Source organism: Oscillospiraceae bacterium (genome assembly GCA_015065085.1).
Lineage (GTDB): Bacteria > Bacillota > Clostridia > Oscillospirales > SIG627 > SIG627.
This window is the reverse complement of record SVQW01000006.1, coordinates 1-21,822: the sequence shown is the minus strand read 5'-3', so window position 1 is coordinate 21,822 and position 21,822 is coordinate 1. Positions and strand designations below refer to the sequence as shown.

The window sequence follows — 21,822 nt, the reverse complement described above, 5'->3', positions numbered from 1 at the left end:
TTTTTTTCAAAATGGTGTATAATGTAGGCGAAGTGGATGTTTATATTTTATTCTGTTGTGTCAAATTGTGGAGAATAAAAAGGCATAATAAGCTATATCGGACAACTGTTTGAAAATAACCTGACGTGATACTGTCGGGATTAAAGAAGGGATATAGAAATGTATACTAAAGAGTACATTACGCGCAGAAGGCTGAAATTCGGTGCAAAAGGAAGTTTCAACCCTGCTTTTCTCACAAAAAAGTACCTTGAAGACTTTCGCGACTGTGGATTTGACCTTGTTCAGGTGGTTCCCTCTTGCTCATACGGCAAGGAAAGAGAAATGGTATTGGACTTTTTTGACGAAAATGGTATTGAGGCATACATGGACGAAAGAGACGTATGTCTTGACCCCGAGGTAATCAAGGAATATATACATCACCCCAGCTATTGCGGAACCTATATCAAGGACGAGCCCGGCACCGACGAAATGCCCGAGGTTGCCGAAAGATGCAAGAAGTACCTTGAGGTAAACGGAAATTACCCACACGTAAACCTTTTGCCCATGTACGCAAACGCGGCTCAGCTTAAATACGGCGCGGGCGTTGCAAAAATAGAGCACTATGACCAGGACCCTGATATTTACCGCAAGTATTGCGAAACCTGGGCAAAGCTTACCCCCGTAGACCATATGTGCGTGGATGTATACCCCCTGCGCTCCAATCCGTTAAAGGCTACATATGATAAATATATTGAAAACCTTAATGTTTTTGCAAGCGTATGCCGTAAATACAACAAGGAATTTTACGCATATATTCAGGTGTTCACCTGGGACAGAGGTGTGCGTAATGCCACCGCCGAGGAAATGATATGGCAGATGTACTGCATGATGACCTTCGGCTGTGTGGGATTCTTTATGTGGCGCTATGGCGGAAAGGGCTCTATACAGGAACACGACCTTATATACCCGGACGGAACACTTACCGATCTTTACTACGCGGCAAAATACGCAAACGCCCAGGTCAAGAAAATCGGTGATGTTTATATGCAGTACAAGAACCTGGGTGCATTCAACGTAAACTGCACCGAGGAAACTCCCTACCTCGATATGTCTGATCCCTATAAGTGCGACTGGGTCGGCTTTGATACCGAAGAGCCGCTTTTGGTCGGTTGCTTTGAAAAGCGTGACGGCAATGGCAGGGCGCTGACAATAGTCAATATGAACGAGCTTATAAAGAGAAGAAAGATAACGGTAAAATTTTCCGTTAATAACTGTACTAAGCTTACAGCTTATATTAAAGGTGAACCCATTGTTCTTACACCGGAAGACGGCATGTACACCATAAAACTCGGATACGGTGACGGTGTGCTTGTAACGATTGATTAAAAGGAGAACTATCATGGAAAAGAAATTCGACAAGGCATATTTTACCCGTGACCGCATAAAGCTCGGTACAAAAGGAAGCTTTGACCCCAAGTATGTGGACGACAATTATCTCAAGACCTTTGGGGAATGCGGATTTGACTGGGTAGTTGTAAATCCCAGCAATGCATACGGTGATGTACGTGACAGAATAATGGATTTCTGTGACAAAAACGGCATTGAGGTGTACCTTGACGACAGAAAAACCTACAACGACAAGGAAGCACTCAAGGAATATGAGTACCATGAATGTTATACAGGCTCTTATCTGAGCGACGAGCCGGGCTCGGACTATATGCCTGAGCTTTCCAAAAAGACCAATGCATATCTCGAGGAAACAGGACGTCATCCTCACGTTAACCTGCTTCCCATGTATGCAAATGCGGCTCAGCTCAAATACGGTGCAGATGTTGCGGCTATCGAATACTACGATCCGGACCCTGATTTGTACTATAAGCACGTTTCTACATGGGCGGGTCTTTCCAAGGCTAAATATATGTCCGTTGACATTTATCCTCTTAACTGCAACCCTGATATGAAGTACGCTACCTACGGAAACTACATTGAGAATATCAATATCTTCGGACGCGTTGCACGTGAGTACAACAAGGAATTTGTTGCTTACATTCAGTGCTACGGCTGGTGCAGAACAAAGCGCGATGCGGATGTTGACTCTCTGCGTTTCCAGGTATATTCCATGCTGTCATTTGGCTGTAAGGGTATTGTTTTCTGGTCCTACGGAGCTGAATCCAGCTATACCCAATGGGCGCTGGTTGACCACGAGGGCAATCCCAGACCTGTTTACCGTGATACCAAGCAGGTCATCGGTGAAATCAGAAAAATAAGCGATGTTTACTGCACATATAAGAATATCGGCGCATTCAATGTCAACTACGATCCCGAAACCTGTGCATATCTGAGAATGACCAATCCTGTTGAATTCCCCGATATCAAGATAGATGCCATTGACTACTTTGACAAGCCTTCGCCGCTGCTTGTAGGCTGCTTTGAGGCTAAAGAAGGCAAAGGTAAGGCATTTACCGTTGTAAATATGCGTGAGCTTATTACTCATCTCAGAGCAAAGGTCAAGTTTACCGTTGATGAACAGTACACCAAGGTTACCGCTTACATCAAGGGTGAGCCTACTGTACTTACCCCCGATGAAAACGGCGAATACATGATCCCGTTGGAGTGCGGTGAGGGCGCATTTGTAACCATCGAATAATGCTGAATAATATATAAGGAGTATTGACATGGAAAAGAAATTTGACAAAGATTATTTTACCCGCGACCGCATTAAGCTGGGTACAAAAGGAAGCTTTCAGCCGGATCAGGTAAACGAGGAATATCTCAAGGTTTTTGCCGACTGTGGTTTTGACTGGGTTGTTGTAAACCCCAAAAACGCATATGGCGAAGTACGCGATAAGATTCTTGATTTCTGCGACAAAGAGGGAATTGAAGTATACCTTGACGACAGAAAAACCTGCTATGACAAAGAATTGTACAAGGAATATGAAAATCACGTTTGCTACACAGGTTCTTACCTGAATGACGAGCCCGGTACCGACGAAATGGACGAGCTTGCCGAAAGAGCAAAGAAGTATCTTGAGGAAACCGGCCGTTATCCTCACATCAACCTGCTTCCCATGTACGCAAATGCGGCTCAGCTGAAATACGGTGCAGGCGTTGCTAAAATCGAATACTACGATCCGGACCCCGAGCTTTACTATAAGTATTGCACAAAGTGGGCTCAGCTTACTCCTGCAGACGCCATGTGTGTGGATATTTATCCCTTGCGTTGTATGCTTGAGAATCAAACCCAAAGGGCTACCTACGCAAACTACATTGAAAATATCAACTATTTCGCACGTGCTGCACGTGAGAACAACAAGGAATTCTATGCTTACATCCAGGCATACGGCTGGAACCCAAGCATGCGCCATGCAGACGTTGATTCTTACCGTTGGCAGATATATTCCATGCTGTCCTTCGGCTGTAAGGGTATAGTATACTGGGCATACGGCTCCGAGGCTAACTTCACCCCCGAGGCAATTGTTGACCTTAACGGCAATCCCACACCTCTTTACTATGCAACTCAGTACACTATAAAGGAAATCAGAAAGCTCAGCGATGTTTACTGTGCATACAAGAATATCGGTGCATTCAACGTTAACTACAACGAAGAAACCTGCGCATATCTGAGAATGACCAATCCCGTTGAGTTCCCTGCAATCAAGGAAATCAAGGGTTATACTCCCTGGGACGAACCGTCTCCTCTGCTTGTGGGCTGTTTTGAAAAGAAAGATGGCAAGGGCAAGGCATTTACCATTGTAAATATGCGCGAGCTTCTTACTCACTATCAGGCAAAAGCAAGATTTACTCTTGATGAGCAGTACACCAAGGTCACTGCTTACATCAAGGGCGAGCCTACTGTACTTACTCCCGACGAAAACGGCGAATACACCATCAGACTGGAATGCGGCGAGGGTGTATTTGTAACCATAGACTAACTTACGTTTTTCTCCTTATTCACTGTAAAGAGTTTTTTCATAGCAAGAGCGCCTGCGGCATTGCCGCAGGCGCTCTTGTTTTTACTTACTGTTTATCCGCAAATTGTTGAATAAGAAGCGTCTGACGCTGGGAATCCAGCACACCCTTGGTGTCCATAATGGTCTTTTCGCCCTTTATTTCTTTCATGAATGCGTTGAGGTAGTCCATAGGCTTTGCGGGACAGGGGATAACCGTTTTTTCGCCCTTGTAAAGCTTTATGCACTCTTCGGCAAGGTTGAAGCTTATCATGCCCTCTGTGCCCCATATGCAGAATTCCCAGTAGGTGGGGAGAGTGCCGCTGAATTTAGGTGCTGAATAGGTAACATCTGAGGTTACACTGATTCCGTCCATTTCGATAATAAATTGTCCGCCGTCCTTGAAATCCGGCTCTTGTGTTGCAAAAGCATTCCAGCATTTTGCAAAATTCACCTTTGTAAGATTTTTGCCGGTCATAAAGCGGATAAGGTCAATGCCGTGAATGGCAATATCGTTTATTGTTCCGCCTTGCTTTCCTTCTTCAAAGTACCATGCGGGACGGTTACCGTAGTCGAGACAGTGCTGCCCGGTGAAGTTTACGGTTTTCACATCACCTATAACGCCATCCTCTATCATTGCCTTTACTTCCATGGCGGGAGTGCAGTAACGCAAATCCAGCATACAGCATACCTGAAGCCCTGTTTTGTTAACCAGCTCTTCTATTCTGTCAAGCTCCTTGAGGTCGGTGCATACGGGCTTATCGCATATAACATGCTTACCGCTTTCCAGCGCCTTTATAACCATACTTCCGCGTCTTGAAAAATAGTCACCGATAGCAACGGCGTCTACCTGAGGGTCACCCAGCAGCTGTTCGTAGGTGTTGTAGCAGAACTCTGCCCCGATATTTTTAATCGTCGCTTCTCTTGCGGGTGTGTTATCCTCAAAACAGCCCTTGATAGTGACCTCGGGATGCTCGGATGCGGTTTTGTAAAGCCCCAGAATGTGTCCGTGGCGAAATCCGGCAAATGCTATATTCATAAAAATCTCCTTGAAAATATATTTGACTAAATTATAAAAGCAAACGTAAAATATGTCAATATTTACACTAGTTTTTGCAATGTTTTCATGAGAAGTTGCAATGTCTAACGGTGTTAACAAAAAGGATATAAATATGGTGTAAAATATTGTAAAGTGTTTTTAAGGAGTGAGGTAATGACATTAATTGAAATTTTCGAAACCTGTCAACTTGATAACATTGCAACAGGTCTGAGACTGGGTGCGGATAAAATAATTTTTCTGGGCTTTAAAAAGGTTATGAGCGAAAAGCGCAGGAATTCACTGGAAAACTTCATAAAACTCAAAGGACTTGACATACAGCTTGAGTATCAGCCTGTCAGCGCAAGTGATTACGGCTATACCTTTAGTATTCTGCAGGATATAGTGTCGAAAAATCCCGAATGCTGTCTTGATATTACCGGCGGTGAGGAAATTTTGCTTGCGGCTATGGGTGCTGTTTCAGCTCAGAATAATATACCCATGGTACAGATGGATGTGCGAAGCGGCAGAATGATACCCATCGCTTTTGCCGAAAGCATACCGCAGACCGAAAAAAGTCAGATGACCATTGAGGAAAGCATCGTACTCAACGGCGGACTTATCGTAAATGACGAAAACGATTTTGAGTGGAATCTTACCGAGGATTTCAAGGCGGATATAGAGACTATGTGGAATATCTGCAAGTCGGGCTGCGGATACTGGAACCGCCAGTGTACTTCTTTTTACGATATTGAGCAGTTTACAAAGCCGGACGATGTGATGTTTGTATATATCGACCTTGAATTTGCAGAGAAAAAAGGCTTGAATATAACACTCAACCCGCGTATTATGGATGCACTTATAAATGCAGGGCTGATATATGATTATATGTACCGTGAGGATAATGTGCTTTCCTTCCGCTATAAAAATGAACAGGTTTATCAGTGCCTTACCAAGGCGGGAAATATTCTTGAATTGTATGCATATGTGCTGTTAAATGAAATATCCGCACAACAACCGGGCTACTATGACGATGTGGATATCGGCATTTACGTTGACTGGGACGGAGTTATTCAGGATACAACCATGACCCGCGAAAGAGACACCCGTAATGAGATAGATATAATGCTTATGCGTGATATAGTGCCTGTATTCATTTCATGTAAAAACGGCGAGGTAAAAAAAGAAGCCCTTTACGAGCTTAATACCATGGCACAGCATTTCGGCGGAAAATATGCCAAAAAGATAATGCTTGCTACATATATGTCGGGCAATGAGCAAAGCAAAAAGTACATAAAACGCCGTGCGGACGATATGAATATCGACATTATCGACGGCATTGAAACCATGACCCGCGAGGAATTCAAGCAAAAGCTTATAACGAGAGTGAAATAAAAGCCAAGACCACCGCGTTCAAACGGTGGTCTTGTTTTTATAATGTGATTATTTCGCGGATTTGGTTTTGATTTCGCCGTTGGGAGTTGTAATGAGTGCTTCGCATTCGTAAAGTCCGCAATCAACAGGCTCTACCGAGTAGCGTACACTTCCGCCGAACACCGCTTTAAGACCTGCCGCATAACGGTAGTAGATGTAAGCGGGGATAGCCGACCAGCCGTGGCAAAGGCTTCCCGCGTTGGCGAATGCCTGGGCGCCGTCGATGGTTTCCCAGAAGGTGGTGGCGTTGTTATAAAGCATGTGTCCCCAAAGAGAGGCAATTTCGTTCAGTACAAATCTTGCATACTTTTCGGGGCGCTTCATGAGTGCATCGTAAACGAATATCTTATGGCTGAGAGTTGCCTCATAACCGTTTCCATGTGCAATGTTTTCAAGAACGTCATCCAGCTTTTCCTCGGGGCAGGCTCCGCAGTAGACAATAAGTGCCTGGGTAAGCTGGCTGAGGTGAGATTTTTCACCGCTTTTTACGTTAAGATAGGTATTGTACGCCTTGATTTTATCATCCCAGAACTCGCGGTCCATGGCGGCATTAAGGTCGTTGTGAAGCTTTGCGTACTTTTCGGAGCTTTGCTTGTCATCCGCAATGAGCATTATTTTTGAAAGGGAGCTGAGCGCCATGGATACAAAAGCATTGAGAGGTGCATCGTAGGTCATGTCATCAGGGTTCTTTACACCGTGACCTCTGTTCATGCCGGTCTGCCATTCATAGAAGTTCCAGTACTGAGGCTCATGCAGTATCTTGATAAGACCCTTGTCACCCATTCTGGAAACAAACTCATCGGTAATGCGTTTTACGGTATCCAGCATTTCAAAGGCAAATTCGGTATTGCCCGAATGGAGCACATATTCGTAAACCTGTGTTACAAATATTGCGCAGAAGCAGGGTATTGTGATGGATACACGCGCAGGGGAGCAAAGCTCGGTGAGATTGTCCTCGCGGATTGATTTTGCAATAAGTCTGAGTGAAGCCTTTGCAAAATCATATTCGCCAAAGCAGTAATATCCGCACAGCATCTGGTTTCTGGAATCCATGGCATAAAGAGCCTGTTCTCTCCAGGGGCAGTCCTCGTAGTGATCATGCATGCAGTGCTTGAGGGTGTTTATACATACCTCATATATTTTGTTGTGCAAGTGGTCTGAGCACTTGAAGTATGGCTTGTCGCTAACGGGATAAACCGTGGGGCGTATGCCTGCATAGTGAATTTTGGCACTTCTTGCGTAAATGTTGAGCTGGAGGTATCTCAGACCCATACGGCGCATGGGATTGAAGAACTTGTTGAGACCGGCTTTTGCGTGGTAGCGGTTGGTGAATACACGTGCACCCACATATGCTCTTACACGAAGGTCTTCAAGGTGCTCACCGTGACCGATGAGAATGTCACATTCCTCGGGCACATCAATTTCAATGTCTGTATAGCCTACACATTCGCTTCCCAGGTCCACAATTACGTAAATACCGAGGCTGTCGGAAATGGTTGCATCCAACTTGATACCGTCCGCACAGGGAATGGGCTTGGGTGCACCGTTGTAGCGGAAAGCCATGTAAGCATTCTGCATTTTTTCGCCGATGGTTCCGTATTCTCCGCTGTCCTTTATTTCGCCCCAGGCAATGATATTAGCGGGCTTCTGTTCGCCGATTTCAAGCTTTTTGATGGGGCGTGCATTGAGAATGACCTCTTTTTCCTGAATATCGGCATTTTTAAGAGCGATTTTTTCGCCCTCCTTTGTGCAATCATATTCAAAACCGAAGCCAAGCTGGTTGCTGACCATCTGAACTCCCTCGGATTTGAAGCAGGAATTGAGGCATACCTGTGTATTTTCACCGCTTGAAGTTATGGTTTTACCGTCACACTCAACGGCATACAGAAGACCTGCGGGCTCCTTGCGATAGGTGGAACAGTTTCTGCCCTGCCAGTAGCCCACAATGCGAATTTCATTTTCTCCCTCATTGAGAAAATCCGTAATATCCAGTGTATCATACACCTTGTAATTGAGGTAATCGGCAAACTGACCGCTTTCAACAAATTTTTGATTGATGTACAGCGTATAGTTGGAGTCTACACTGATGTACAAGGTGTATTTTTTGCCTTTTTCTGCACGAAGCTTGTCGTAAAAATCAAGATATGTGTTTTCGGTGTGGTAATCATTATGCCAAATCCATTTTGCTGACGAAAGAGCAGTGTTCATATCAAAACCTCCATGTTTTAATTATAATAGATTGTAGCATATTTTACCTGTAAAGTCAATTATTTTTCACAAATTCTTTCATATATTGCACACATCGGAAATATAATGCAGTAAGAACTTAAAAAGGAGCATATATGGAGCGGTTTATAAAAGCGGCGGTGTACTTGCCTTCCCGTTTATCGCAGGCGGTATATGCCCTTGCAAAGCGAGGAATGGGGCGCAATGTGTGCGAAATACGCCTGAGAGAGAATATGCCGCTGGCATTTTCCACCTATAACGGTTGTGTTTTTGTAAACGAAAATATGGAAACCTGTAAAATGGAAAATGCCATCATCACAGCTCCGCGCGATATAATCTACACTGTAAATTGCCTGTGCTCCGGCTCGGTTTACAGATACGGCGACACACTGAAAAAAGGATATATCGTTACTCCCGACGGCATACGCGCCGGAATATGCGGTCACGCACTTTACGAAAACGGAGTCCTCAGTGTTGTGGATAACTATACCGGCATAAATATTCGCATTCCTCGGCGGATTGAGGGTTGCGCCGCACCTGTAATGAGGAATATAGCTCTTGAAGGACTTAATTCAATGCTGATTTTTTCATCTCCCGGTGTGGGTAAAACCACACTTATCCGCGAAATGGCAATACAGCTTTCCCGTAAATACGGTGTGGCGGTAGTGGACGAAAAGGGGGAAATACTTCCGGCGTGTTTTGCGGGAGATTGCGGAATGTGCGATATCCTCACAGGATATTCCAAGCCGGAGGGTATGGAGCTGGCAGTACGCATGATGTCGCCGCAGGTAATTATATGTGATGAGATCGGCATGGCGGATGATATATCTGCCATACTTTCCGTACAGAACAGCGGTGTGCCGCTTATAGCCACCGTCCACTGCGGGACAAGAGAATCGCTTTTTTCAAAGCCAAACATAAAAAGATTGTGCGAATGCGGAGTTTTTTCACGTTTTGTACGGCTTGAAAGGGGTAAGGACGGTATGGAAATATTTATCGAAAAAGACTGATATGGAATTCAGAATACTCGGATATATACTTATTGCCCTGTGTCCCGCCGCTGCAGGCTGGCTGATGTCGCTTAGCGTAAATGAGGAGGTTAGACGTCTTGAGGGCATAATTGAGCTTATCAGCTTTATAAAATACGAAATATGCGAGCGCATGAGTACCCAGCAGGAGGCATTTTCCCGTTTTGAGCATCCCGCTCTTTCAAAATGCGGATTTATATCCGTACTCAGAAGCAGCAGGGTGGAGGGCAACAAATCTGTTCTCACATCGGCATTGGAAAGCTACGGCAAGCTTTTTTTGTCTTTTGACGAATGTGAAAGAATAGTGCGCGACTTTGCCGAAAGTCTCGGAAAGCTCCCCAAGTCTGTTCAGGCTCAAAAGTGCGACGGTGTGTATAAAAGGCTGAGTGAGATGTATGAAAGAAAACGGGAAAAAACAGCTGTCGAGGCAAAGCTTTACCGAAGCATGGGAACTCTTGCAGGAGCTTTTGCGGTGCTGCTTTTGCTGTAATGTTGTGGTGTGGAAAGGAAAATGAAGTGGATATTGCTTTTATACTGAAAATAGCGGGTGTGGGACTGACGGTGGCAATAGCCTATCAGATGCTTCAGCGCATGGGTCGTGATGAGCAGGCAATTCTTCTGTCACTTGCAGGGGTGGTTATGGTACTGCTTCTCATGGTAAATGAAATAGAACGTTTGTTTTCTTCGGTGCGAAGTATATTCGGCGTATGAACGAAATAATGGCGGTATGCGGCGGTACGGTATGTGTAGCGGTTGTAAATATCGTTCTCAAAAGACTTGCACCCGACTGGGCGGCACTGGTCAGCGTTTTTCTGGGAATATTTTTGCTGCGCCGCGCTGTGGGGCTGATGTATCCCGTAATAATTTATGTTCGGGAGCTTTTCGGCGGCTCGGAGTACAACACTTACCTTTCCTGTGCACTTAAGGCATTGGGAATAGCCACGGTTACCAATATAACCTGTGAGACCTGCCGTGATCTCGGCGAAAGCTCTGCGGCGGCAAAAGCGGAGCTTTGCGGAAAGGCGGCGATACTTCTGTGCTCGATACCTGTTTTAAAGGAAATTTTTTCATACATAAATTCATTTTTGCTGTAATACTTGCACTGGTTTTTATTTTCCCCTGCCGTGCAGATATGACCCGTGAAATAATGGAGTTCTCCGGAGCCTCGGAGCTTGAAAAACTGGTGCCCGAAAGCGTTACGGAGCAGGGATTTGAGGGCGTTTCCCCCAACAATTTGGGAGAACAGAATATATTTGAAAACATAGCCTCATTTTTCATAAGCGGTATAAAAAAAGAGCTTAAAGGCTTCGCATCGCTGTGTGCTTTTATTGTTTTGTGTGCTTTTTTAAGGTTGAACGGACGTTTTTTTACGCAAAGCACGACTGTTACGGACTATGTGTGTATACTTTGTATTTCGGGGTATCTGTATGTTTTTGTGGCGGACACACTTAATTATGTTACCCGCGCCGTACATGAGATGGACACATTTATGAGCGCCATGCTTCCCGTAATGACCACTCTTTACACCGTCAGCGGAAATGCCGCCTCGGCGTTAAGCCAAAGCGCAGGTATTTATACGGCACTGACGCTTTTTGAAAAAATAAACGCCGCATTTCTTACGCCGCTTTTCGGTTTTTTGTTTGGGCTGAGCATAATGTGCCGTATAAGCAGTGTGGATCTGTCGGGAGTGGTAAAATTTATAAAAAATTTCATAATACGCACCTGTATCACCGTTATGACACTGTTTATATCGGTGCTGTTTTTTCAGAGCACTCTTTCCGGTGCTGCAGATACACTTGCAATGCGCGGTGCAAAATACGCAGTGTCTCTCGTGCCCATTATCGGTGCGCTTGTGGGAGAGGCGACACGTACCGTGGCGGCAAGCATAGGAGTTATAAAGACCTCGGCAGGCGCTTTTGCGGCGGTGGCAGTTCTGTATACCTCGCTGATACCTGCCGCGGCACTCATCATAAAGAAAACAATTCTCAGTATGTGTGCTGTCGCGGGTCGGATAATGGGTGCTGTGGCCGAGGCGGAGCTTATTGAGGATATTAACGCAGTTATGAGCATACTTCTTGCTCTGGTGCTGTCGGTGGGTGTATTTTTTATACTCGCGGTGACAATCTTTGTAAAAACGGCGGTGGCAGTATGATACGGGCACTGGGTGAATGGCTTGCCGCCGCTTCGGCGGCGGCACTTGGGGCAACTGTTATACAACTGGTTACCCCCACAATGAAAAACGGACTTGAAAGGTATGTAAAATTCGTCAGCGGGGCGGTTGTGCTTCTCATATTTATAACCCCATTGTTTTCATTTTTATCCGAAATAAATGATTTTTTTGATAATTCGGGAATAATCCGCCATGAGCAAAATATATATATTACAGAGGAGCCACCTACCTCGAAATGGATACTCTCCGAAACGCTGACGGAACTCGAAAAGGGAATAGTGAAGTTGGTAAGGCAAAAATACGGTGTCGGGATCAAAACGGAATTTGATACCGATATATCCGATTCCGGTATAGAAATAAAAGCAGTGATAATCTCATGCGACGGCATAACGTACGGAATTAAAACCGAGATAGCGGATTTTTTGCGGGACTATCTGGGTGTAGAGGTACGAGTAAAAAGCAATGAATGAATTTATAAACAAAATACGCACGACAAAGGGTGTCGGAATTATTGCGGCGGTGTTTTTATTGGGGTTTATGATAGTTTTTATTTCACCCGGTGAGGACGAAAACACATCCGCCGACAGCTTTGACTGCGCGCAGTATATTTCACATACCGAAGAAAAGCTGAGCGAAATGATTTCACGTGTCAGCGGTGCGGGCAGTGTCAGCGTGATGGTGACACTGGAAAGCTCCACCGAGCAGTATTACCACCGCAACACCAAAAGCCGCAGCAGTAAAAACGGTGATGCTGTTTCTTATGAGGCGGAGGAAGCCATAGTGCTGGAGAAGGATGACCCGATTCTTGTAAAGGAAATATTTCCCGAAATAAAGGGAATCGCCGTGGTGTGTGATGGCGCACGGAGCAGCTCGGTGACCCAAAAGATAATCAATCTTGTAGCTTGTGCACTTAATGTGCCCAGCAACAGAATATATGTAACATATTAAAAAAGGAGATATACTATGAACAATTTAGCCAAAATAACACTGACCGACGATGTAATGGCATCCCGACTTTACGACGGACTTCAGAACAGCCCCGCGGAATCCGTAAATAAGCCTGAAGAAACCGTACAGCAGGAACCCGACGAGCAAAACTCCGTCAAAAAGAAAAAATTCACCTTTAAAATGAAAAAGCCGATATTCAAGGTGAAAAACCTTGGAATAAATCCCGCAAAAAAACATAAAATGACCCCGGGAGCTTTGCGTAAAAACACACTTGTGGCATGTTGTGTGCTTCTTATTGCGGCGGCTGTATGGCTGAATTTCACCTTCGCCGAGACCCCGGCGGGACAGCTTGTTGACGGGCACGGAGAGGATGTTGAGGCACAGGGGAAGATTCTCGGTGAGTCTGCCTTTGTGGGAAGCGAAGGCGATGTGACGGAGGACTATTTCTCGGTAGCGGTAATCAACCGTCAGCGTGTACGTGACGAAGCTATTGATATGCTTCGTGAGGTGGTGGATAACGTAGAAACCAATTCTGCAATACGCGAAAATGCTTTTAATGAAATGACACGTATGGCGGGTGAGACCAACAGCGAAATAAATATTGAAAACCTTGTCACCGCCAAGGGCTTTGAGGAATGTGTTGCCGTAATCAGCGGAAATACCGCAAATATTATCGTTAAAAGTGACGGGCTTCTTCCCGAGCATATAGCTCAGATACAGGAGATTGTTTACACCCAGTCGGGAACTGCAATAGAGAATATAAAAATAATTGAAAAACAGTAGAATATCTTATAAAAAAGTGTCTGCACGAGCTTCTTGTGCAGACACTCTTTTTTTGGAAAAATTGCACTGTTATCAATACTTTTGGAATATTCATCCGCTTGACTTTTTTGGTGGATTTGTTGTAAAATTATAGAGTAAAAAAAACTGCTTTTTTAAGTAAGCATTGCAGTAGTTAAAAAGAAAGGAAAAAAACATGAAAAAAGTCAAAACATTGCGCATTTTTCTGATTGCTTCATTGTTGGTGCTTTGTCTTGCGACCGTGTGTATGGCGGCTGTAAGTGTGGAGAACGTCACATCGGTTGTCGGACCTCAGGTAAAGCTGACTGCGGACGTTACCGGCACTCAGGCAACCTCTTATCAGTGGTACACCTGCGATGACGCAAACGGAACAAATTCTCAATCCATTACAGGCGCAACAAATGCGACCTATACCACCCCTTATCTCGACAAAGCGGGCAATACATATTATAAGGTAGTGGTAAACGGTACCGAGTCGGCCGTTGCGACGGTTAGTGCGACCATGCCCACCGAGCCGGTTGTATTGATGTTCAATAATGCCGCAGACCTTGTAAACTGGAGTAATGTAGGTCAGCAGTTGGTGAATATTTACGGCAAAAACGCTTATATGTTTGTGCCGGGATACTCTGACGGACTTGTCAAGATTACCAACGCAAGCATTTATAATGATTTTTATCTTCAGGGCTATCCCTATGTTGTTATAAGCGCAAGCTACCCCGAAACCGATGCCAATGTGGTGGACATATATCTGGGTACCGACCGCTTTACTGCCGACAGCTATGGTTTTACCAAGCGTTTCATCGGTGCGTCTGCCGCTTGCGATGACGGCTTCGGTAAATTGATAATCAACACCGACGACGGTACATATAAAAGCTATTTCGACGGTGCTCTTGTCGGAAGCGGTACTTCCACACTGGGCAAGAATGACGGTCAGTGGCAGGGAAAAATGACCCTGCTCCGAGTTGACTTCACCAATGGCGAAGCAAATATCGGAAAGAAAGCTTACATTGAGTACGTAGGATTCTTCCCAACCGAGCAAATGGCGATTGATTATGCGGGCGCAATGCCTTATGATACGCAGGCAAAAAGTGTTCTTGCCCCTGTTAAGCAGGCGGTACAGAACGGTGAATTTGTTGTTGATTACGACGAGGACGCAACCAAGGACACCTATGCCGCTTTCGTAAAGAGCAAGATAGATGCCCTCACTGCAAATGCTGTTTCCGCACTCAAAATACAGGGCATCAATACTGTTGATGTTACTATATCCGATGCTGTTTACGCTCCCGCCGAAAACATTTGGGAAGACGGTGCGTATACCTTTACACTGAATATACTTACAGGTGATAAGGTTTTCCGCCGTTCTCTTATCAAAGAGACAATTACTGTTGATATCAAGGGTATAGATATACCGGATATATATGTACCGGATGTCGATGGCGAGGTAGGTGAGACGGCACAGCTGAAGGTTGTACTGTCCGACGTTAATGCCGACTCTTATCAGTGGTATACCTGCGACGATATAAACGGCACAAATCCCAAAGCTATTGCAGGCGCGACAGATGCTGTATACAATACGGGTATTCTCGGCAATGCAGGCACCTACTATTACATGGTTAAAATAAACGATACCATGAGCAGTAACGTTGCAACGCTTACCGTTGTAAAGTATGTCGATCCGGTTATTATCAGATTCAACAACGAAAAAGACCTTGCAACCTTCACTGTAAACGGTGAAAAGGAGCTTGTAACTGTTGACGGCAAGGACGCTGTTAAGTATATTGCCAACGGGGCTGACGGAAAAACCGTAATTGAAACCTCGGCAGGCTGTTTTGACTTTGATGTTAAGGATTACCCTTACGTTGTATTCAGTGCAAGCTACCCCGATTATACCGACAATGCTATTGACCTTTACCTTGCTACCGACGGTGTTGCTCCGGAAAATATAATGTGGGGCTATTCCACTGCTCTTACCGGCATGACGGTTTCATGTAATGACGGATTTGTAAAAACCATCGTCAACGCAAACAGCTATGAGTATAAGAGCTATAATTCCCGCGGTGAAGTGATTTCCGCAGAGGGTGCCAAGGCGGGTACCGACGGTATTACAAAGACGGGACACTGGAACGGAAAAATAAACAACTTCCGAGTTGACTTTTCCAACGGTAATATCGGCAAGCCCTGCTATATTGAGTATATAGCTTTCTTCCCCACTGAGGAAAAGGCTGTTGCATACGCAGGTGAAATGCCGGGCGATGCCAAGGCACAGGATGTCATGGATGCTGTTAAGGCGGCGCAGGCTAATGGCGAGCTTACTCTGGCATTCTGCGATGCGGAAAGCAAAGAAAGCGTTGAAGGCTTTGCGACCGATGCTATTGAAGCGCTTACCGCAGAAAAGCTGGCAGAGCTGAGAGCCGAGTTTGACACTGTCGAATTCAGCATAAAAAATGCTGTTTACAACAGAGCTTCTACTTACGGCAGGGGTGTGTATACCTTTGACATCTGCCTTCTTGCGGGCGACAGAGCGTACGGACGCACTGTTGTTACCCAAAACGTAACTATGACACTGGAAGAAAAGCCTGCACCTGTTGTAGTAACCTTTGATTCCGCACAGACCGTTACCGCTTCCGGTATCAGTTCAACAATTGCATCGTTCGTTGAAAAGAATACCGCAGGCGAGGACCGTTCTTACATGCGTATTCAGACGGTAGAGGACGGAAACGATGTTGACGTAAACTACAAGAATTTCTATACCCAGTCGGGCAGCACCTTCAACTTCCGCGAGTATCCATACATGAAGATTTCATACAGACGTAATATTCCTACCTCTGTTCAGGCGGATGAGCTTATGATGGTATATGCGGCGGATAATGCACAGGCTTACTTTATAGACCCCGCTTCCGACCCTGCTAATCCTTACTGGGAACAAATGGTTGTGGATATGCGTGATGCCACTCTTGACAGTGAAAACACTGCAATCACTTTCTACAAAGAGGGCGCTTCTGCTCCCACCTACGGCAGTCTGAAGTATTATAAAAACCAGAACCTCTGGACGGGCTTGGACGGCGAAAATATTGTCACTCCCATTGCAATACGTCTTACCCGCAACGGTAAAGCCTCCCGTACCGTGGACATTGAATATATTGCATTCTTCGCTTCAAGAGATGAAGCTGTAATGTACCCCCGGAGACTCCCCGAAAACGCAGAATATGACTTTGATAATCTTAACGCGAAAAACACCTTTGAAGCTGACTCGGGCGTTGTAACCAAAGCTCAGGCTGAAAAGGCGGTTGAAAAGTATCTCGACACCTTTATTTTCGCAACCAACCATACCGTTGATAAGGAAAATGCCGTGTTCATCGCACCTACCTCTAAGGCACCCGGCTCCTACAAGGTTGACGTATGGTTCGGAGCTGAAAGAAAAGAAGAGTACACCGTTACCGTGACTATGACCATGGCACAGCTTCCCGAGCCTGTCATTCTGTACACCGATTGCCAGACTACCTTGGATTCACTTAAAACCGAGGTCAATGCAAATATCAAGGTGGAAGACGGCGTATTCAAGATGACCACCCGAGACATCACTAATGATGACGGCTTTGCTTTCAGAGTTTATATGCCCGATACCATGGAGCAATTCAAGGTTACCACACTGCCTTATCTCAAGATGAAGTACAAGATGAGCGGTATCACCAAAGATGTCGGCGGAAAAACCGTGAATCCCGCAGAGGTTGGAGGTCAGATATTCATCTGGATGAGCGACCCCTCATACCCCGCACTGAGTGATTTCGCTCAGTACCGTGGCTTTACTCCTTACGGCGGAAATTTCGAGGACGGTGATGTGATAGAAGTTATCCTTGATTTGTCCTATGATATTCCCACCAACGGCATATGGGTCAGAAATATCACCAAGGGTGAAACGGAATACACGGTTCACAGCGGACTGAGCGGAAGAAACGAGTCGGCAGGCACTGATAAGAGCTTTGTCAGAACAGAAAAAACTGTATATGACTCTATACGCTTCACTCCCGTACGTTATCCTGCGGCACAGCTTGACCGTAAGTCAGAATTCTATTATGCAGGCTTCTTTGCTACTCTCGAGGAGGCACAGAATTTTGATTCCGAAGCAGCTGCCGCCGAAAGACTTCAAAGTGTAAAGGATAAGCTGGAAAGCGGCATCGACATGAAGTGGGGCGTGGTTTCCAGAGAAAAGAGCGACCTCACCGATGACCTGGCAGGCACTAACCCCAACGGAAGCCTTAAGCTGGACGGCATTCAGACCCAGGGCGTAATCGCAAACAAGGGTATCAAGACCTGGCTTAAGGAAACCCTCGGAATGGATGCTCCCTTTACCATAAATGACTATAAAGCTTCCACCCCCACCGAAAAGGGATATTATAACTTTGATATCACCTTTGAAAGCGGTTATCAAAAGCTTGTAATGGATGACCTTGTAATCAATATCGAGAAAAAGCCCGGCGATTATATCATCTGGCGCTTTAACGATGAAGATATTGCTAAAAAGCTGAGTGTTCCCAGTCCCTCTGAATATTGGATAGAGGATAACCTCTTGAAAATAAAGCATATCGAGCCTAACGACCCCAGCAGATTTGCTGTTACCATTAATGTTGAGGACATGGGCACACAGCCCTTTGACCTTGAAGACTACACCTATGTGTTTATGAAGTATAAGCGCTCCGGCGACCTTGCTCCCAGCGCATTTACTGCCGTAACTCAGGACGGAACAAAAATTTCACTCCCCATCGTCGGCTGGGGACAGCGCGAGAAAGCATGGTACTACACCATTTTCGACCCCACCGTGCGCGATATTGTAACCCCCTGGTCCTTTAACTATAACATTACCTCCGGCGGCGAGCGTGAGGAAATAGTTTCCTGCCCTTTCTATGACCCGCCCGTTGCACCCCCTTACCGCGGACTTGCCAAGAGTTTTACCTTTGAATTCGGCGCACGTCAGTATGCAATACGTTATGTCGACATAGAGTTTATTGCATTCTTCCCCTCCATGGATGACGCCAAGAACTACATGGAAAATCTGGAGGCGTGGGAAGACCTTGTTGCAGACACTACGGCTGAATTGAAGAAGTATGAGGCGGATACCGTTTCCTACTACGATGCAGACACTCAGACCGTAGCCGAGGCTAAGGCAAAGTCCATCATTGAGGATAAGCTTTCCTACAAAAACGATGTGACTGTCACAGTGAACACCGTAAGCTACACCGCACCCGTACTCGGTCAGACCGACGGAAGCTACACCTTCACCGCAAAGGTGACCAAGGACGGCAAAGAGGTGTACACGACCCGCGAAATAACTCTTACAATAGATAAAAATGCTGACAACAGCGCTATTGTATATAAGTTCACCAATCCCAAGTTTATAAGCACTGTTGAGGGCGCCTCCGATGTATGCGACTACATCGGCATGAAGCTCAAGGACAAATCTTTCGTGCTCAATATAGGCGCGGATAAGCCCAACGCAGTAAGCGGTATTTATAATACCATCAAGTTGGATGCGGATTTTGAGGGCGGCTTTACAGCAATTATCAACGGCACAACCGAAATCCCGTACAGCGGTGCAGACGGCAAGGTTTACCTTGACATAAGCGGCATTGATGAAACCGTTGACAGCATCAAGATTGTATTTGAAAACACCGGTGCTTATGTAAGAAATATCGGCTTCTTCGCAAGCGAATCGGAAGCAAGAAACTATGACTTCGACAAGCTCCCTCAGATACTCAGCGATGCAAAAGCGGCATTCAAGGGCGAGGAATATATTTACGCTTACAGCAAGACCCGTGCAATTGCAAAGGCGATGACTGAAAGAATATATGTTCCTCAGAAGCTTGCAAATTACAACGGCGTGAAGCTTGAAAGTCTTGAGTACGCAAATTATGTTGCATCTACCGCAACCAAAAAAGGCTCTCTTGACGTTACCGCCAAGCTTGCTTACGGCGATAAGAGTGCTACTTACTATGCCGATGCCCACTATACCATAACGCTGGCACCTTTCACCGAGGAGATAATCCCCACCCAAAAGAGCGAGGGACACGAATTCCTGGGCTATGATACCATCACTGCCAATAACAACTTTGCTTCGGCTGCCAACACCATTGAGTTTAACATCATGGTTGCTCAGTCACAGCTTGGTAAGGTTATGACAATTGTTGAAAACGGCTCGGCGACTGTGAGACTGGTTGACGGCAAAATCACTGTTAACGGCACACTGATTGCCAACACAGCACTCAAGGCTGACACCTGGACACATGTTGCCATCACCTCCGGCGGTAAGATTTATCTTGATGGTGTACTTGACAAGAGCGGTGATGCAGTTGAGTTTACCAAGACCGCTCCCGTGATAGGCAACGGATTTGTTGGACATCTGCTTGATGTACGCTTCTGGAGCGATATACGCACTGAAGCTGAAATCAAGGCTAATATGGCAACTCGCACCGACAGCACAGGTCTTCTTGCAAACTGGATGCTGACCGCTGACAGCTATTGGTGGTTGGAATACCGTGATTCTTCTGCATACGCTAACACCGCGATCTTCAACAGTACCGGCTGGTACAAGATGGAAGCGGGCTTGCAGGGCGATTATTCCATAGTTCAGTTCGGTGATACACAGAGCTATTTTGCAAAGCCTCCCTACAAGTACGAAAGACTTCCCAGAATATTTGAATGGATCGGAGATAATATCGATACTTATAATATCGGACATGTTCAGATCCTGGGCGACGTAACCCAGACCAACACCTACTTTGAGTGGGATGTAGCCCGTGAGTCCTTCGATTACATTGAGGGCAAGGTTCCTTACTCCATCCCTCTGGGCAACCACGACTATCCTTCTATTGCTTCCGGTGTAGGTGCCGAGCTTCGTGATACCACCACCTTCAGAAATGTATTCAAGTACGACGACTACCTCAAGTCCTACGGACCGGAGGGAGATAATACCTTTGGCGGCACCTTCCGCGGCGAAAAAGAGCTTACCAATATGTACAACCTTGTAACCATCGGCGGTGTTGACTATCTCTTTATCACTCTCGAATACAGTCCCCGCGATGAGGTTCTTGAATGGGTAGGCGAAATCCTCACCAAATACCCCGAAAGACAGGCAATACTTACCACTCACTGCTACTTCAGCATGGACGGTACTCTTACCACAGAAAACTCAACTCGTAATTTTAAAGACGGTAACGAGGGTCAGGACATTTACGATAAGATAGTCACCAAGTACCCCAACCTTATTCTTGTTAACTGCGGACACTCCCAGGGCGATGACACCAAGCAGCATCCCCACAACCGTGGCTCCAACTACAAGGATTCTCCCACTGCGGATGACTTCGGAAACGACGTTATACAGATACTTTCCGACATTTCCGCATACGCGCTTCACTACCCCGGTCAAGTGGCCTCCGACGGTAAATTCTACGACTTCGGCTCTGACGGAGCCAATATGGTTCAGTTCGGTGCAGACGAAGGTCTCATCTTCGTGATGATGTTTAAGGATGGCGGAAGAACCATGCACACCTACGTATATTCTCCTCTGTACGACACATTCTTCCGTACCGTAAACGAACAGACACACACCATTAAGTCAATCAAAGCCGAGCCTGCTCTTAATGTTGTAGGCACCGAGCTCAGAGAAGCCGACACCGAGCTTCCCATGGGTATGCGCTTCAAGATGACTCTTTCCAAGAGCTATAAGAACTTCACTGAGCCCAACAAGATTGAAGTCAAGGGCTACGGCATGGTGCTTGTCCCCGCAGATGTTGTTGAAGAGGGCGTCGAAGTAACTGCCGATATGTTCAAAGGCACAAACCTTGAAAACATGGTTGCAGTAGAAGAGTGCAGCGATGCAATGTATTACAGTGACGAAAACAGAACCGACTTCACGGTAGTTATTCATGGTATACCCACTCCCGACACCGACGAGGGCTATGCATACTCCAGAGAAATTCTGGCAAGAGCATACGTTGACTATACCGTCAACGGCGGCGAGGTACAGAGACTGTACAGCTACAAGACCTTGTCCTGCTCCATGAACAACCTTGTAAATCCGTAATACCAAAAACAACCGCAGTGCTTAGCACTGCGGTTTCCTTTATTTTGTAATAGCCGAAAAGAGCCGAACAAGAGTGAGGTAAGATACGAAAACGAAGTCGACAAAAAGCCTGTTTAGGGCATTTTCTTCGTTAAAATCCTCGCAAATCCGATAGGATTTGACTGCGGTTTTGCCTT

15 protein-coding genes are annotated in these 21,822 nt (G+C 45.8%); 13 read left to right on the top strand and 2 right to left on the bottom strand.

The features are described from left to right. The first annotated feature begins 159 nt into the window (after positions 1–159). The 3 genes from E7588_05640 to E7588_05630 are packed head-to-tail and all read left to right on the top strand — an operon-like array spanning position 160 to position 3,911. Positions 160–1,365 (top strand): hypothetical protein, encoded by a 1,206-nt coding sequence (locus E7588_05640; GenBank protein ID MBE6688742.1) that lies wholly within the window; start codon positions 160–162, stop codon positions 1,363–1,365. A 13-nt stretch (positions 1,366–1,378) separates the two neighbouring features. Beyond that, a complete protein-coding gene (locus E7588_05635) occupies positions 1,379–2,626 on the top strand; it encodes a hypothetical protein (protein MBE6688741.1) in 1,248 nt (415 codons plus the stop codon). A 28-nt stretch (positions 2,627–2,654) separates the two neighbouring features. Continuing rightward, positions 2,655–3,911 carry a hypothetical protein gene (locus E7588_05630; GenBank protein MBE6688740.1) on the top strand — a complete coding sequence of 419 codons (1,257 nt, stop codon included), beginning with the start codon at positions 2,655–2,657 and terminating at the stop codon, positions 3,909–3,911. A gap of 85 nt (positions 3,912–3,996) precedes the next feature. Here E7588_05630 and E7588_05625 read toward each other — a convergent pair whose 3' ends face one another. Further along, the gene (locus E7588_05625; protein MBE6688739.1) at positions 3,997–4,965 is read right to left on the bottom strand and encodes a Gfo/Idh/MocA family oxidoreductase; all 969 of its coding nucleotides are present in this window, start codon (positions 4,963–4,965) and stop codon (positions 3,997–3,999) included. 174 nt (positions 4,966–5,139) lie between these two features. On the opposite strand from E7588_05625, the gene E7588_05620 reads away from it, so the two are divergent. Continuing rightward, positions 5,140–6,357 carry a DUF1887 family protein gene (locus E7588_05620; protein ID MBE6688738.1) on the top strand — a complete coding sequence of 406 codons (1,218 nt, stop codon included), beginning with the start codon at positions 5,140–5,142 and terminating at the stop codon, positions 6,355–6,357. 48 nt (positions 6,358–6,405) lie between these two features. Here the strand turns inward: E7588_05620 and E7588_05615 are convergent, their stop codons facing one another. Further along, positions 6,406–8,604, bottom strand: a complete 2,199-nt coding sequence (locus E7588_05615) for a hypothetical protein (GenBank protein ID MBE6688737.1) — start codon at positions 8,602–8,604, stop codon at positions 6,406–6,408. A 134-nt stretch (positions 8,605–8,738) separates the two neighbouring features. Here E7588_05615 and E7588_05610 point away from each other — a divergent pair, with 134 nt between their 5' ends. The 9 genes from E7588_05610 (at position 8,739) to E7588_05570 (ending at position 21,646) form a co-directional block, all read left to right on the top strand. Continuing rightward, on the top strand, positions 8,739–9,632 hold the full coding sequence (locus E7588_05610; GenBank protein ID MBE6688736.1) for a hypothetical protein: 894 nt from the start codon (positions 8,739–8,741) through the stop codon (positions 9,630–9,632). Between the two features lies 1 nt (position 9,633). Next, the gene (locus E7588_05605; GenBank protein MBE6688735.1) at positions 9,634–10,140 is read left to right on the top strand and encodes a hypothetical protein; all 507 of its coding nucleotides are present in this window, start codon (positions 9,634–9,636) and stop codon (positions 10,138–10,140) included. A 26-nt stretch (positions 10,141–10,166) separates the two neighbouring features. Continuing rightward, the gene (gene spoIIIAC, locus E7588_05600) at positions 10,167–10,361 is read left to right on the top strand and encodes a stage III sporulation protein AC (protein MBE6688734.1); all 195 of its coding nucleotides are present in this window, start codon (positions 10,167–10,169) and stop codon (positions 10,359–10,361) included. Further along, a complete protein-coding gene (locus E7588_05595; protein MBE6688733.1) occupies positions 10,358–10,744 on the top strand; it encodes a hypothetical protein in 387 nt (128 codons plus the stop codon). Before spoIIIAC ends, E7588_05595 begins: the two co-directional genes overlap by 4 nt. Positions 10,745–10,782: 38 nt before the next feature. Further along, the gene (locus tag E7588_05590; GenBank protein ID MBE6688732.1) at positions 10,783–11,802 is read left to right on the top strand and encodes a hypothetical protein; all 1,020 of its coding nucleotides are present in this window, start codon (positions 10,783–10,785) and stop codon (positions 11,800–11,802) included. Next, positions 11,799–12,290, top strand: a complete 492-nt coding sequence (locus E7588_05585) for a hypothetical protein (GenBank protein ID MBE6688731.1) — start codon at positions 11,799–11,801, stop codon at positions 12,288–12,290. The genes E7588_05590 and E7588_05585 overlap by 4 nt, the downstream gene beginning before the upstream one ends. Then, entirely contained in the window at positions 12,283–12,768 is a 486-nt protein-coding gene (locus tag E7588_05580; GenBank protein MBE6688730.1) for a hypothetical protein, read from the top strand. Before E7588_05585 ends, E7588_05580 begins: the two co-directional genes overlap by 8 nt. Positions 12,769–12,783: 15 nt before the next feature. Continuing rightward, positions 12,784–13,551 (top strand): SpoIIIAH-like family protein, encoded by a 768-nt coding sequence (locus tag E7588_05575; protein MBE6688729.1) that lies wholly within the window; start codon positions 12,784–12,786, stop codon positions 13,549–13,551. Positions 13,552–13,744: 193 nt separating this feature from the next. After that, a complete protein-coding gene (locus tag E7588_05570; protein ID MBE6688728.1) occupies positions 13,745–21,646 on the top strand; it encodes a hypothetical protein in 7,902 nt (2,633 codons plus the stop codon). The last annotated feature ends 176 nt before the right edge of the window (positions 21,647–21,822 follow it).

Excerpts from the sequence above, each read along its gene's own strand:
- E7588_05640 (MBE6688742.1), top strand. The coding sequence starts at position 160 with ATGTATACTAAAGAGTACATTACGCGCAGAAGGCTGAAATTCGGTGCA.
- E7588_05635 (MBE6688741.1), top strand. The coding sequence starts at position 1,379 with ATGGAAAAGAAATTCGACAAGGCATATTTTACCCGTGACCGCATAAAG.
- E7588_05630 (MBE6688740.1), top strand. The coding sequence starts at position 2,655 with ATGGAAAAGAAATTTGACAAAGATTATTTTACCCGCGACCGCATTAAG.
- E7588_05625 (MBE6688739.1), bottom strand. The coding sequence starts at position 4,965 with ATGAATATAGCATTTGCCGGATTTCGCCACGGACACATTCTGGGGCTT.
- E7588_05620 (MBE6688738.1), top strand. The coding sequence starts at position 5,140 with ATGACATTAATTGAAATTTTCGAAACCTGTCAACTTGATAACATTGCA.
- E7588_05615 (MBE6688737.1), bottom strand. The coding sequence starts at position 8,604 with ATGAACACTGCTCTTTCGTCAGCAAAATGGATTTGGCATAATGATTAC.
- E7588_05610 (MBE6688736.1), top strand. The coding sequence starts at position 8,739 with ATGGAGCGGTTTATAAAAGCGGCGGTGTACTTGCCTTCCCGTTTATCG.
- E7588_05605 (MBE6688735.1), top strand. The coding sequence starts at position 9,634 with ATGGAATTCAGAATACTCGGATATATACTTATTGCCCTGTGTCCCGCC.
- E7588_05595 (MBE6688733.1), top strand. The coding sequence starts at position 10,358 with ATGAACGAAATAATGGCGGTATGCGGCGGTACGGTATGTGTAGCGGTT.
- E7588_05590 (MBE6688732.1), top strand. The coding sequence starts at position 10,783 with ATGACCCGTGAAATAATGGAGTTCTCCGGAGCCTCGGAGCTTGAAAAA.
- E7588_05585 (MBE6688731.1), top strand. The coding sequence starts at position 11,799 with ATGATACGGGCACTGGGTGAATGGCTTGCCGCCGCTTCGGCGGCGGCA.
- E7588_05580 (MBE6688730.1), top strand. The coding sequence starts at position 12,283 with ATGAATGAATTTATAAACAAAATACGCACGACAAAGGGTGTCGGAATT.
- E7588_05575 (MBE6688729.1), top strand. The coding sequence starts at position 12,784 with ATGAACAATTTAGCCAAAATAACACTGACCGACGATGTAATGGCATCC.
- E7588_05570 (MBE6688728.1), top strand. The coding sequence starts at position 13,745 with ATGAAAAAAGTCAAAACATTGCGCATTTTTCTGATTGCTTCATTGTTG.